At 57.5% G+C, this 14145-nt stretch carries 12 protein-coding genes; 7 read left to right on the top strand and 5 right to left on the bottom strand.

Translation table 11 applies throughout. The features are described from left to right. Positions 1-5: 5 nt before the first annotated feature. Positions 6-251 (bottom strand): 30S ribosomal protein S16, encoded by a 246-nt coding sequence (gene rpsP, locus FDP08_RS17220; RefSeq protein ID WP_137437526.1) that lies wholly within the window; start codon positions 249-251, stop codon positions 6-8. A gap of 143 nt (positions 252-394) precedes the next feature. Next, complete coding sequence (ffh, locus tag FDP08_RS17215; protein WP_137437525.1) at positions 395-1783, bottom strand: signal recognition particle protein; 1389 nt, start codon at positions 1781-1783, stop codon at positions 395-397. Between the two features lie 179 nt (positions 1784-1962). Between ffh and FDP08_RS17210 the strand changes: the two genes are divergently transcribed. The 5 genes from FDP08_RS17210 to FDP08_RS17190 all read left to right on the top strand — a co-directional run bounded on the left by FDP08_RS17210 (position 1963) and on the right by FDP08_RS17190 (position 8074). Next, positions 1963-2769, top strand: coding sequence for a cytochrome C assembly family protein (locus FDP08_RS17210; protein ID WP_137437524.1), 807 nt, complete (start codon positions 1963-1965; stop codon positions 2767-2769). Positions 2770-2866: 97 nt separating this feature from the next. Further along, entirely contained in the window at positions 2867-4144 is a 1278-nt protein-coding gene (locus FDP08_RS17205; protein WP_137437523.1) for an HlyC/CorC family transporter, read from the top strand. A gap of 123 nt (positions 4145-4267) precedes the next feature. Continuing rightward, positions 4268-4870 carry a Yip1 family protein gene (locus tag FDP08_RS17200; RefSeq protein WP_137437522.1) on the top strand — a complete coding sequence of 201 codons (603 nt, stop codon included), beginning with the start codon at positions 4268-4270 and terminating at the stop codon, positions 4868-4870. A 185-nt stretch (positions 4871-5055) separates the two neighbouring features. Continuing rightward, the gene (locus tag FDP08_RS17195) at positions 5056-7287 is read left to right on the top strand and encodes a DUF1631 domain-containing protein (RefSeq protein ID WP_137437521.1); all 2232 of its coding nucleotides are present in this window, start codon (positions 5056-5058) and stop codon (positions 7285-7287) included. Between the two features lie 10 nt (positions 7288-7297). After that, positions 7298-8074, top strand: a complete 777-nt coding sequence (locus FDP08_RS17190) for an energy transducer TonB family protein (protein WP_170979086.1) — start codon at positions 7298-7300, stop codon at positions 8072-8074. Positions 8075-8089: 15 nt separating this feature from the next. Here FDP08_RS17190 and grxD read toward each other — a convergent pair whose 3' ends face one another. Beyond that, positions 8090-8416 carry a Grx4 family monothiol glutaredoxin gene (gene grxD, locus FDP08_RS17185; protein ID WP_137437519.1) on the bottom strand — a complete coding sequence of 109 codons (327 nt, stop codon included), beginning with the start codon at positions 8414-8416 and terminating at the stop codon, positions 8090-8092. A gap of 328 nt (positions 8417-8744) precedes the next feature. On the opposite strand from grxD, the gene argF reads away from it, so the two are divergent. After that, complete coding sequence (argF, locus tag FDP08_RS17180) at positions 8745-9659, top strand: ornithine carbamoyltransferase (RefSeq protein ID WP_137437518.1); 915 nt, start codon at positions 8745-8747, stop codon at positions 9657-9659. A gap of 4 nt (positions 9660-9663) precedes the next feature. After that, positions 9664-10734 (top strand): ABC transporter ATP-binding protein, encoded by a 1071-nt coding sequence (locus tag FDP08_RS17175; protein ID WP_137437517.1) that lies wholly within the window; start codon positions 9664-9666, stop codon positions 10732-10734. 20 nt (positions 10735-10754) lie between these two features. Here the strand turns inward: FDP08_RS17175 and glpK are convergent, their stop codons facing one another. Together glpK and FDP08_RS17165 are read right to left on the bottom strand one after the other, a co-directional pair. Beyond that, the gene (gene glpK / locus FDP08_RS17170; RefSeq protein WP_137437516.1) at positions 10755-12236 is read right to left on the bottom strand and encodes a glycerol kinase GlpK; all 1482 of its coding nucleotides are present in this window, start codon (positions 12234-12236) and stop codon (positions 10755-10757) included. Between the two features lie 310 nt (positions 12237-12546). Then, positions 12547-14121, bottom strand: a complete 1575-nt coding sequence (locus FDP08_RS17165; protein WP_137437515.1) for an ATP-binding protein — start codon at positions 14119-14121, stop codon at positions 12547-12549. Positions 14122-14145: the final 24 nt, after the last annotated feature.

Genomic DNA, 14145 nt, shown 5'->3' with positions numbered 1-14145 from the left:
CTCTATTACTCTGCCGCAGCGCCTTTCAGCAACTGGGCAACACGCTCGCTGGTCTGAGCGCCCTGGCCCAGCCAATGCTCAATGCGGTCGCGATCAATACGCAGACGCTCTTCCTGACCGCGAGCGACCGGGTTAAAGAAACCAACGCGCTCGATAAAACGACCGTCGCGGGATTTGCGGCTGTCTGTCACTGTCAGATGGTAGAACGGGCGCTTCTTGGAGCCGCCACGAGCCAAACGGATTATTACCATTTCGACCAATATCCTGTTCTGTTGTACGAACTTTGTACGATTCACACCCGCCAAACCAAGGCTGGCGCGAAGACCCATACTCGAAAGGGGCGCTATTCTATGCTAAATGAACGCCAAAGAAAACAGGGAATACATCCCGGTTTCTACATACGTCCACGGGGTGGCATTCCGCCACCGCCTCCGCCCGGCGGCATCATACCGCCAAGACCCCGCATCATGTTAGCCATTCCGCCTTTCTTGCCAAATTTCTTCATCATTTTCTGCATTTGCTTGTGCTGTTTCAGCAGCCGGTTGACGTCCTGGATCTGGGTACCGGAGCCGCCTGCTATGCGGCGCTTGCGGGAATTGTTGATGACATCCGGATAGCGGCGCTCCTTGGGGGTCATTGAGCAGATAATGGCTTCCATCTGTCCCATGGACTTGTCATTCACCTGTTGCTGGGCCATTTGCGCCATCTGCCCCATACCCGGCAGCTTATCCATCAGGCCACCGATACCGCCCATATTTTTCATCTGCTGCAACTGGTCGCGGAAGTCTTCCAGGTCAAAGCTCTTGCCCTTCTTGATCTTCTTCGTCAGTTTTTCAGCTTTCTTCTGGTCAATCTTGCGCTCGGCTTCCTCTATCAGGGAGAGCACATCCCCCATACCGAGGATCCTGGACGCCACCCGATCCGGATGGAAGGGCTCCAGGGCGTCCGACTTCTCCCCCACACCGAGGAACTTGATGGGCTTGCCGGTAATGTGGCGCACTGACAGCGCGGCGCCGCCACGGGCGTCGCCATCGGTCTTGGTGAGAACCACACCCGTCAGCGGCAGCGCATCGTTGAAGGCCTTGGCGGTGTTGGCCGCGTCCTGACCGGTCATGGCATCCACCACGAACAGGGTCTCGACAGGGTTTACCGCTTTGTGCAGCCGCCCTATCTCGCCCATCATCTGCTCGTCGACGTGGAGGCGGCCGGCGGTATCCAGGATCACCACATCGATATGCTTCTTGCGGGCGGCATCCAACGCACCATTGGCGATATCGACCGGGTCTTGGTCCGCAGTGCTGGGGAAAAACTCGACCCCGACTTCCCCTGCCAGGGTTTCCAGCTGGCGTATTGCCGCGGGCCGATATACGTCGGCGCTCACCACCATCACGGTTTTCTTGTGCCGCTCCTTCAGGAACCGCGAAAGCTTGGCAACGGTGGTGGTTTTACCAGCACCCTGCAAACCGGCCATCATGATCACCGCCGGGGGCGCTACCGCCAGATTGAGAGACTCATTGCCGTCCCCCATCACGCGCTCCAGCTCCTGCTGGACCACCTTCACGAATACCTGCCCCGGGCTCAGGCTACGCTGGACTTCCTGGCCAATGGCCCGCTGACGCACGCCCTCTATAAATGCCTTGACCACTGGCAGGGCAACGTCTGCCTCCAAAAGCGCCATGCGAACTTCACGCAGCGTTTCCTTTATGTTGTCGTCGGTCAGCCGCGCCTGACCTGAAATCTTGCGCAGACTGCCGGAAAGTCGGTCCTGGAGGTTTTCAAACATGTTGATCTTCCGTACCCGGATTAATTGAGTGCATGAAACACGGGAACCCGATCAGGTTCCTTGATTCCTGTTGCATAATCGCGACATTATAACCAGACTATCGCCCTGAAACGACCAGACCGGTCAAATCGGCGCGAAAGCCCGCCGCCCCCCAGTCAGAGAGTGGTTAAAAGGAAGTCATGGGAACGCTGATTCTCGCGGTCACTTCATTATTACTATACAGCATCGGTACTGCCCTGCAGGCGCTCAGCTTCAGGGGGCGGGTGCATACCAATATTGCAATAACCACCCTTATCGGCATGCTGGCGCTGACCGCCCATGGCCTGCTGATTGCCCAGACCGTCCACCAGGAAGGCGGATTCGATTTCGGATTCTTCCAGAGTTCGGTGCTCATTTCCTGGCTGATTGTGTTTCTTTTGCTGGGACTTAACCTTAGCAAGCCTGTCCAGAGCCTCTTCCTTGGTGTTTATCCGATCGCGGCGCTGACCATTATCATGGGTCTGATCACCCACTCTTCTTCCCAACTGGTCCCGCAAGACAGCTACGGCATGCTGTCGCACATCGCGCTGTCGGTCACAGCCTACAGCCTGTTCACCCTGGCGGCTATACAGGCAGCCCTGCTGTACCTCCAGAATCGCCAGCTCAAGCACAACTACAACAGCATAATGATCAGAAACCTGCCGCCGTTGCAGACCATGGAATCCCTGCTGTTCGAGATGGTTTGGGCGGGCGTGGTGATGCTGGTGCTGGCCATTGTCACCGGGGCACTGTTCATTGATGATATTTTTGCCCAGGACCTGGCCCACAAGACTGTATTCTCACTTCTGTCCCTGGCTGTCTTCCTGGCATTGCTGATCGGGCGCTACACACGTGGATGGCGCGGCATAACCGCCAGTCGCTGGACTCTCGCCGGTTGTGCCCTGCTTATGCTCGCCTTCTATGGCAGCAAGTTTGTGCTTGAACTGGTCTTCCACCGGGGCGGCTGACGAACTTCGTAGCCGCCCCCGTTCCGGTACACACTTGACACCGCGATCACCAACCGCCTATTTTCCCAACTTGTCAGCAAAATAAGGACATTCAGTCTTGAACGAGACATCGCTCACCGCGCTGTTCATCATCCTGGCGGGACTCATCCTGCTGTCCGCTTTCTTCTCCAGCTCCGAAACCGGCATGATGTCGCTCAATCGTTACCGGTTGAAGCACATGGCCAAGACTGGCCACAAGGGCGCCAAACGGGCTCAGGGATTGCTGAACCGCACGGATCAGCTGATCGGCGTCATCCTCATTGGCAACAATTTCGTTAACATATTTGCTTCCGCGATTGCGACCGTCATCGCCATTCGTATCTGGGGGGATGCCGGCATTGCCATTGCCACTGTGCTGCTGACGATTGTCATACTGATATTCGCGGAAGTAACCCCAAAGACTCTCGCAGCCCTGTTTCCGGAAAAAATTGCCTTCCCCGCCTCCCACATACTGGGCCCCCTGCTAAAGATTCTTTACCCGGTGGTGTGGGCGGTGAACCTGTTCACCGGCGCCATACTGAAAATCATCGGCGTGTCCGCCAACGACGCTGCCAACGAACACCTCAGCCGGGAGGAACTCAGGACCCTGGTCAACGAAGCGGGCGCCCTGATACCGGCGAAGCACAAGGACATGCTGGTCAGCATCCTGGACCTTGAAAAGGTGACTGTGAATGACATCATGGTGCCCCGCAATGAAGTGGTCGGTATCGACCTGGATGACGATCTGGACACCATTTTGCGCCAACTCAGAAGCAGTCAGCATACCCGGTTGCCGGTCTTCAAAGGCGATATCAACAACATACAGGGCGTGCTTCACCTGCGAAATGTCTCGAGGCTGCTGCTGCAGGATGACATCAACAAGGCCATGCTGATGCAGCTTTGCCGGGAGCCCTACTTCATTCCGGAAAGCACACCACTGAACACACAGCTGATCAACTTCCAGAAGCAAAAGCGGCGTTTCGGCATCGTGGTTGACGAGTACGGCGAAGTTCTGGGCCTGGCCACCCTGGAGGACATACTGGAAGAAATCGTTGGCGAGTTTACTACCGATTACGCCGCCACCAGCCCGGACATCATTCCCCAGGATGACGGCACCTTTATTATCGACGGCACCTCCGCAGTCCGAACCATCAACAAAACCCTGGGCTGGAAGCTTCCGATTGACGGCCCCAAGACACTTAACGGGCTGATCACCGAAACCCTGGAAAACATTCCGGAAACGAACGTCTGCCTTAAAGTAGGTGGGCACCGGGTCGAAGTACTGCAGATCAAGGATAACGTGGTCAAGGCAGCCATCGTTCACCCCAAGAAGCGAAAAAAACGCTCCCTCAAGTAGGCAATCCGGTTATAACAGGAATTCTGTTAGAAATATCAAAGTTTAATCTTTCTCTTGACCCAAAAGCCTTTCCCACCAAAACTGAAGGCTTGAGATATAACAATAATGAACAGGAGTACGTCCATGAGTCTAACCCATACCCTGGGTCTGCTTACGCACCCGGATCGTGAATGGGAAGCCATTCGCAACGAGCCGGAATCCCTTGGCAAGCTTTACCTGGGCCATGTTCTGTTGCTGGGGCTCATCCCGGCCATTGCCGGCTTCTACGGCAGCACCCAGGTTGGCTGGCAAATCGGTGACGGCCAGGTGATCAGGCTGACAACCACCAGCGCCCTGCAGCTGACGGCTCTCTTTTACCTGGCCATGCTCACAGGCATTTATATTATTGGCAAATTCATCGATTTTTTTGCCGCAACCTACGACGTCAAGGACAGTAACCCGAGAGGCGTTACGCTGGCAGCCTATACGGCAACGCCGGTGTTTTTGCTGGGCATTGCCGCGGTGTATCCCAATATCTGGGTCAACATGATTGTGGGGCTGATTGCCATTGCCTATGCTGTCTATCTGCTCTACGAAGGGCTGCCGATATTGATGAAAATACCGGAAGAGCGGGGATTCATGTTCGCCTCTGCCGTACTGACTGTCGGCCTGGTCATGTTCGTTGCCCTGCTGGCAATTACCGTGGTGATATGGAGCGTGGGTATTGGTCCGGTGTATGTAAGCTGACACCTGCCAACAGTTACATCTGAAAACCGGGTACCTTCGGGTATCCCGGGATTTTTTATTTCTGGTCTCAGTTGGCATTTGGTTATGTTACCGAGTGTTAAAATGAGGTAGATTTAACGGATAAATAATAAACGCAGTCGTAAGCTCGGTCATGTATCCGGTTGAGGCGTACACAGGAGTCGGCCATGAATAAGCAGTCCGGCATACATTATCTCCGCGAGCACCGGGAGGCTGGGAGTTCAAATCCCGTACCTGCACAGGTGGTCCGTATCCGTGACACTGTCGTTGCCGGGCTGGGAGATTTGTTGCAAGGTGCATTTGACGCAGTTGATGACTCGCTGTTCGAGTTGGCAAACAATGCCAGGAGCAACAACGAGCAGAACCGCTATTTTGAAGCCATGCGCGAAATCCGCATCAAACGGAAGGGTGTCGAGCGCCATTTCCAGAATGCGGTGGCCCAGCTGTTTGCGAACCCGCCCCGAAGCGGTGCCGTAGCCGCAGATGAAAGCCTGGCCAGCCAGACCAATTCCGACAGCCTGTCGCTGGTGGGTGACGACGACCTGGAAGAACAGGTCGCCCTCAACGCCATGATCACCAAATCCAGGGTTCACTTCCAGGGGCCCCTGCTTCAACTGCAAACCCGATTCAGTGTGGTATACCCGGGCGCCAGTGAAGACATACCCGTCAACCCGATGGCTCCCGAACACCTGTGCAGCGCCTTTGTGGAAGCAATCCAGGCCCTCGAGATCCAGATTCGCGAGCGCCTGATCCTGCTCAAGCAGTTTGACCGTTATGTCGTCTCCAACCTTGGCATGTTGCTGGATGAAGCCAACCGGATTCTGATCCAGGCCGGCGTCATTCCTAACTTTCGCTACCACGGCAAAGCTGGCAAGCAACAGGACAGCTCTGCCCCGGGCACAACTGCCGGCCAGGCGCCCGGTGAAACCGCATCTGCCGCAAGCGAGCAGCAAGGGCATCACGAAGGTGCCATGTTCGAGCAAATCCGGCAAATGCTCGCCCATCAGCGTGCCAATGCAGGTATTCCGCCCCGGTCGTCAGACCCGAACGTTCATGTTATCGGTGGCGCAGAGCTTGCCGGCCTGCTCGGAGCGCTCCCCCAGCAACCCCCGGGTGAACAGGTCAGCGGCAATCTGAGTGCCGGCAAGCCAGTGATGGTCGATCTGTATCAGGTTGTCCAGCAGCTACTTGCGCAAACCGGGAACACCAGCGACGGCAAGAAGCCGGCACTGAACGAAATGGACGAGGACCTGATTAACCTGGTGTCCATGCTGTTCGAATTCATTCTGGACGACTACAACCTGTCGGCGCCGGTACAGGTGCTGATCAGCCGGCTGCAGATTCCCATTCTCAAAGTGGTCATCAAAGACAAGACGTTCTTCAGCAAAGCCACCCATCCTGCCCGTCGCCTGCTTAACTCACTTGCCCGGGCCGGCATCGGCTGGAGTGAGAGCGACGAAAAAGCCCGGGACAAGCTGTATGAGCAGATTCATGCGGTGGTTGCCCGCATCCTGAACGAATTTGACGGCGACGTGACCCTGTTCGAAACCCTGTGCGAGGAATTTGAGCAGTTCCTGGCCAGAGAGAATCGCAAGGCTTCCCTGGTAGAGCAGCGCACACGGGAATCCGAGCGCGGCCGCATCAAGTCACAGAAAGCCCAGGAGACCGTGGATCAGTTGCTGCAGAAGAAGCTGGCGCGCTACAAACTCCAGGAGCCGGTGCGGAATATCCTGCTGAATGGCTGGAGCCGGGTCATGTTCCTGGCTTACCTGCGAGACGACGTGGAACATCGCTGGCCCCAGACCGTCCGGGTTGTGGACGACCTGATCTGGTGCCTGCATCCCCATCAGGACGACGAAGAACGGGACCAGTGGGTCCGGGTGGTGCCCGGGTTGCTGAAATCACTGAGGGCCGGCCTTGAGGAAGTCTCCTACAATTCATCCAAACTGGATGAAATGATGTCGGACCTCAAGCATGAGCTGACCGAAGCTTTCCGTGCCAACGCACTTGCAGAAGCCATGGAAGACGCTCCTGAGACAGAACCGGAAGATGAAGACGAGGACCCCGTCAGCCACCAAACCGCGATACAGCGTCAACAGGAGCTGGAGGACGCGGCAATTGCCGAATTTGTGGCACAGATCGACGCCATTGAGATTGGCAACTGGGTGGAATTCAATCTGGTCAACGGTGCCAGCTTCCGCTGCAAGCTGTCTGCGATTATCGAAGAAGCAGACAGTTTCGTCTTTGTTAACCGCATGGGGCTGAAGGTTATCGAGAAATCCCGTACCGATCTCGCCCACGAAATGCGGCGCGGACGCCTGACGGTTCTTGAGCAGGGCGCATTGATTGATCGGGCGCTGGACGCCGTTGTGGGCAGCTTGCGGAGCAACGCGGGGTAAGCTGGCGTCAATGCTGGAGCATGGCAGTGTTACCGGTCTTCCGGGGAAATACCGGATTACCCTCGCAATATCGATTGCCTTGCTACTCCATACCCTGGTGATGTCAGCGCTGCCTTTCACGCCCCCGGAGACGGAATCCCATCGCCGGACCGTGCGGGTGGAGCTGGTGAGCCCCGGCAGCGAACCTTCGTCCGAAACCGCAGCCAGTGCGGCGGCACAAACGAGTGACAATCAACCGGCACGTGCCGCCTCAGAAGCGGCTAACTCACCACCCGCTACCCGGCCCGACATTGTCACTCTGAACTCTCCCGGCAAGCAGGTCCGCGCCGCCGGGGAACCTTCACGCTCTCCTTCCCGGGAGCAGCCATCTGACCAGCCCCCGGAACAATCCGCACCTTCTCGCGATTCCGTTGCTTCAGCCGCAGGCACCCCCAAAGTAACCGCTGAGACAGAACCGGAGCCGATAACACAGGCCAGCCGTTCGCCAGAGCAGACCGATCCCTACCTGGTGAGCCTGGCAGCCCGGGTTGGCAGCGAACTGGACAAACGCCCGGTTCCATCAAGCCACCGCGTTGCGGAGCCGGTCACCATGGAACTGGAACTGCAGCTAATGGGAAGTGGCGCGCTGACCAGCGCGAAAGTGACCCGGTCAACGGGCTTCCGGGAGATCGACAGGGCTGTTTATCAGGCTGCACTGCTAGCCAGCCCCTACCCGGAGCCACCAGAGGAACATTCAGGAAGGAAGCGTTTCCGGGTTGAGCTGATTTTCGCCCCGGAACGCCTGTAAACGCGGTTATCTATCTCAGGCTTCAGCCTGCTTGGCAGCGGCCTTGACCTGTTCTGCCAGCTCACCGCTCTCGGACATTTCCAGAATGATATCGCAGCCACCAACGAGCTCGCCGCTGATATAAAGCTGTGGATAGGTCGGCCAGCTCGAGTAGACTTTCAGGCCTTCACGCAGCTCCTGATTATCAAGAATGTTCACGAAGGCAAACCGCTCGCCACAGGCCATCAGGGCCTGAACGGTTTTGGCGGAAAAGCCACACTGTGGGGCCTGAGGAGTACCCTTCATGTAAAGGATAATGGGGTTTTCCTCAAGCTGGCTCTTGATGGTTTCGTTGATATCCATGGGTACTTACCTCTCATTGAAAACGGGGTCGCCTTGCGGCCACCTGACTGAACCCATTGTACACGTACCGGCATCGGCACCAAACACCGACCTTGATCCAGCGCAACCACTCGGCCGGTGGCGTTGTCTTCAGAACCCTGACGGGCTAGACTTGAGCCCCTGTCTTTCAGGCAGCCAGGCAACCCCCGTCTTTGTATCCCGCCAGTGCGGCCCTCGCCGCCTGCTGGCGTATTGTCGTTTCAGGACAATGACTGCTGCGGGCCGGTTGTAACCACGAACATGCCCCGGAACTCAGAGACAGGGTTATCGATCAACTAAGGGCCATAGCATGGCAGCAAGACATTTTCTCACACTCAATGACCTGAGCTCCGACGAGCTGGAGCAACTGCTGGATCACGGTACCCGACTCCGCAATGAGTGGCGCGGTGGAACCTTTCGGGAAACCCTGAAGAACCGTGTTCTGGCCATGATCTTCGAGAAATCCTCGACCCGCACCCGGGTTTCCTTTGAAGCTGGCATGACACAACTCGGTGGCGCTGCGCTGTTCCTGTCTCCCCGGGACACCCAGCTCGGCCGGGGAGAGCCCATTGAAGATTCTGCCATTGTGATTTCCAGCATGGTGGACGCGGTGATGATCCGCACCTTCGCCCACAGCACTGTCGAGAAGTTTGCGGCAGCATCGAGAGCTCCCGTCATCAATGCGCTCACAGACGACTTCCACCCCTGCCAGCTGCTGGCTGACATGCAGACCTACCGTGAACATCGCGGCAGCATACGCGGCGGCACCGTGGCCTGGATCGGCGACGGCAATAACATGTGCCAGTCCTATATCAATGCGGCCGCACAGTTCGGATTCAACCTTCGGGTGGCCTGCCCGGAAGGTTATGAGCCCGACAACAGGCTGATCGAAGACCAGGGGCAGCATGTCTCCCTTGTTCGCGATCCGGCTGAGGCCGCCAAAGGGGCTGACCTGTTGGTCACTGATGTCTGGGCCTCCATGGGCCAGGAGGATGAGCAGAAAGCGCGGGAAAAGGCCTTCCGCAGTTATCAGATCAATCCTGAACTGATGAACCTGGCTGACAAGGACGCGTTGTTCATGCATTGCCTGCCTGCCCATCGCGGTGAGGAGATCTCCGCAGACATGATGGAGCATCCCCGCTCCGTGGTCTGGGACGAAGCCGAAAACCGTCTGCATGCGCAGAAAGCACTGCTCGAGTTCCTGATTCTCAATCGACTGGACTGACTGGATGACTGAAAGCCTGGTACAGCCCGCTGACTGGCTGCTGGAAGTAAACAACCTGTCCTGTGGATATGGCGGCACCTCTGTCGTGAAGGACGTCAGCTTTGCCCTCAGCCACGGCGACATCGGCTGCCTGCTTGGCCCCAGTGGTTGTGGCAAAAGCACCATTCTGCGTGCCCTGGCGGGGTTCCTGCCCATCAATACCGGTGAGATCCGCCTGCAGTCCAGCTCCATCAGCCTTCCAGGCCGGACCCTGGCACCGGAAAAGCGTCGAATCGGCATGGTATTCCAGGACTATGCGCTGTTTCCGCACCTGACGATTGCTGAAAATGTCGGATTTGGCCTGCGTAGCGAAGATCGGAACGAAAAACGCCAGAAGGTCATGGAGCTGCTGCAACTGGTTCACCTTCAGGATCTCGCGGGGAGTTATCCCCATGAACTGTCCGGTGGCCAACAGCAGCGTGTGGCGCTTGCCCGGGCGCTGGCCCCAGAGCCCACGCTGATCCTTCTGGACGAGCCATTTTCAAACCTGGACGCAGACCTTCGCCGCCGGCTCAGCCTGGACGTCCGGGAAATTCTCAAGACCCTCGGCATCAGTGCCATCCTGGTTACCCATGACCAGCAGGAAGCGTTTGCCATGTGTGATCAGGTGGCGGTCCTCAAGGATGGTGGTATCCAGCAGTGGGATGTGCCCTACAACCTGTACCATGAGCCCGCCAATCGCTTTGTGGCAAGCTTTGTTGGCCAGGGTGGGTTCATACCGGGCAAGACCTTGGGGCCGGATACGATCGACTCTGAGCTTGGGGTTATCCGCGGCAACCGGGCCTACAAGTGGAAGGCAGGCACGCTGGTGGATGTGCTGATCCGGCCGGATGACATTGTTTACGACGCCGAGTCGGACCTGAAACCCCGGGTTGTGGAAAAGACCTTTGCCGGTACTTCAACCCTCTATCGCTTCCGCTGCTCGGAAGACACCGAATTCGAAGCACTGTTCCGCAGCCACCTGGATTTCTATCTGGGCGAACATGTACCGGTGCGGGTGGAAGCCGACCACCTAATCGCATTCGAGCGAGTCTGAACCAGCCAAGCTGCACCGGTTCAGTTATTACAGACCCGCTCAACCGAGTCCAGCCATCCGGCATAGAGTTTCTCCCTCAGGGCCGGCCGCATCTCCGGCTCAAAACGGCGTTCCCGCTCCCACAGCTGCGCTATCTCCTCCAGACTCTGGTACACGCCGGTTTGCAGGCCAGCCAGGTAAGCTGCCCCCAGGGCTGTGGTTTCCGTTACCCTGGGGCGGTCCACCGAGACGTTGAGAATGTCCGCCAGAAACTGCATCACCCAGTCATTCACCACCATACCGCCATCCACTCGCAATGCCTGCAGGGACGCGCCATCGTTCAGGATTGCCCGTATCAGATCCTTGGTCTGATAGCACACGGACTGCAGGCCAGCGGTAACAATTTCGGCGATACCGGTATCCCGGGTCAGTCCCATAATCGCACCGCGGGCGTGGGGGTCCCAGTGGGGTGCACCAAGCCCGGTGAACGCCGGCACAAGGTAGACCGGATTGTCCACGCCCACTTCAGCGGCATGGGCAGACGACTCACTGGCGTGCTTGATCAGCCGTAGCCCGTCACGCAACCACTGCATGGCAGCGCCGGCGACGAATATGCTGCCTTCTATGGCATAGCAGGGCTTGCCATTGAGGCGATAGGCCATGGTTGTCAACAGCCGGTTCTCCGAACGCAGTGCTTTCTCTCCGGTGTTCAGCATCAGGAAGCAGCCGGTTCCGTAGGTGCTTTTCGCCATGCCAGGTTCAAAGCAGGCCTGGCCTACCAGTGCCGCATGCTGGTCACCGGCAATACCCGCTACCTGCACGGGGGCGCCCAGCCAGTGTTCATCGGTGACGCCGAAGTCCGCCGCAGAATCCAGCACCTCCGGCAGCAACGCCGAGGGAACCCGAAACAGCGCCAGCAATTCCTCATCCCATTGCTGCTCGTGAATATTGAACAGTGCAGTGCGGGAGGCGTTGGTGGCGTCGGTGCGGTGGGAACGGCCATTGGTAAGATTCCACAGCAGCCAGCTGTCAACGGTGCCGAAGGCGAGTTCCCCGGCATCAGCTCTGGCCCTCGCCCCCTCAACGTTATCCAGAATCCAGGCAATCTTGGTGGCTGAAAAATAGGGGTCAATTAGCAGGCCGGTGCGATCAACCACGGTGTTTTCATGACCATCGGATTTGAGTTTTGCACAGACGGATGCCGTGCGACGATCCTGCCAGACAATGGCGTGATGAATGGGTTCACCGGTTTTCCGGTCCCAGATGACGGTGGTCTCGCGCTGGTTGGTGATGCCGATACCCGCCAGCTCCGAGGCATCAACGCCCGACTCTTTGAGCGCTTCCCGGCAGACCGCCAGGGTGCTGTCCCAGATTTCCCGGGCGTCATGCTCAACCTGGCCGTCTTTGGGAAAATACTGGTGAAATTCCTGTTGCGCGGTAGCGACAGAGGTGCCGGATGCGTCGAATACAATGGCTCGGGAGCTGGTGGTCCCTTGGTCGATGGCAAGCAGGTACTGGGTCATATCAGGCGTCCTTTCAGCTTGAACAGCATCATTCTTGTTGATGCAGCATCTTCTCAAAGGATCGGGGAGAACGCTATGGGCAGGACACCATGGAGACGGAGAAAATAACAGGGAAAACAACCATAAAAAAAAGGGCCGGAAAACCGGCCCTCAAATGACGAATGAAACAAGGAAAGTTCGTAAGAACTGCAACCTCAAAAGTCATCCCTTACACGATCAGTATCCCGCTGATCACCCGGGGCGTCAGTTGTGGTTGTGTTGCTGGTTTGTTACATCCGGTTAGGCGACGAGAAACCCGTCACAAAACCGTTCACAGGCTGTGTTCGGTCGGCTTCTTGCGGGGCCACACCAGGCTGAATCGGGCACCGCCCAGCTCATCACTGCGGCTGACAAATGCCTGGCCGCCGTGCCAGTACAGAATTCTTCTCACAATGGACAGGCCAAGACCATAACCACCGGACGTCCGGGTTCGGCTGTCATCAAGCCGGGCAAAGGCCGTAAACACCTTCTCCCAGTCCTCCTCCGGAATGCCGGGACCGTCGTCCTCGACATCGATACGGCAATTATCTTCATCAAACTGGCAGTGGACCCTGACATTCCGCGTGGCATAACGAGCGGCATTCCCCACCAGATTCTGAACCGCCCGATGCAGGTACCGGGGCTCCACATCCGACAGCGACCAGCGTTCTGACTCTTCGTCGATATCCGCCTCAATGCTGTACTCAGGGCGGGTCATCTGCTGTTCGCTCACCACCTGGCGAACGATGTCCGACACCGATGTTTCCTGTAGGGCGAAGACCGGCCCGCCCTGCTCCAGCCGTGCGTAGGTCAGTATCTCGTCAATCAGCTCATCCAGTTCCTGGATATCACCATCGATGCCGTCGAGCTGCTTCTGCAACGCTTCCGGACTGCTGGCACTCTCAATCATCTGGACGCCAAAACGAATGCGCGCCACCGGCGTTCTCAATTCGTGGGACACCGCATGGATCATTTCCCGCTGCACGCCCACCAACCTCTGGATATGCTCCGCCATGCTGTTGAAGGCTGCCGCCAACCGGGAAACCAGGCGGCTGTCGCCGGCATCGACTCGAGCACCCATTTCCCCACGGGCAATGCGGATGGCGACGGACTCCACGGCGCGGAGGTTGCTGTCTACATCCCTCAGGGCGAGATAAAGCGCCAGCGCCAGTACACTGCCCGCTACGACCAGTAGCAGCAGCACTACTGGCCAGGCCCAGGGATTGAACGGCGACGGCATTGCCAGATCCACCAGGGTGCCATCGTCGAGGCGAAGAAGTACATGAGCCCGGTCCTGCGAGGGGTGATGATAGAGCGAGATGCCTCGCTCGGAAACACGCTCGAGAACATCCGAATCAGGGAGTTTTGACTGATCCTGAACAGGGTCCATTTCCACCGCCAGCGCTTCAGAGATCTGCACCATGGCGTCTTCCCGGCCTTCTGCCGGCATGTCGTCAAGGTGGATGCGGGCAATCAGCGCCGTTGCCTCGGCAACATCGCTGTAGATATCCCGGAATCGCAGGTCGAGAATTCGGCCCTGACCATCCTGAATCATTACCTGCTGACCGATGCTGGTTTCCAGCGCCACCACCTGGCCATAGGCAAGCCGCTCCATAATAACCTCAGAGAACGGCAGGTCACCGGGAGGGGTTACCCGGAGATCATAAAATGACTCAAGCCAGTGGTATTGCTGTTCCGGATAGGGAGTAGCTGCGATCCAGCGCAGCAAAGACCCCGAAAACCGTTCCTGCCAGAACTGCTCCCGTACAGAATTCACACCCAGAAAAAGTGCGGCACAAAGCAGGAGAATCAGAAAGGTCAGGCCAATCAGGCGGGCATAAAGCTTGAGAAAAAACTTGAGGGGCATTGCGATAACCCTGGCAATGAACGC

The organism is Marinobacter panjinensis (assembly GCF_005298175.1).
Lineage (GTDB): Bacteria > Pseudomonadota > Gammaproteobacteria > Pseudomonadales > Oleiphilaceae > Marinobacter > Marinobacter panjinensis.
Note: the sequence above shows the minus strand (reverse complement) of the source record. Positions and strands in the feature narration are given on the sequence as shown.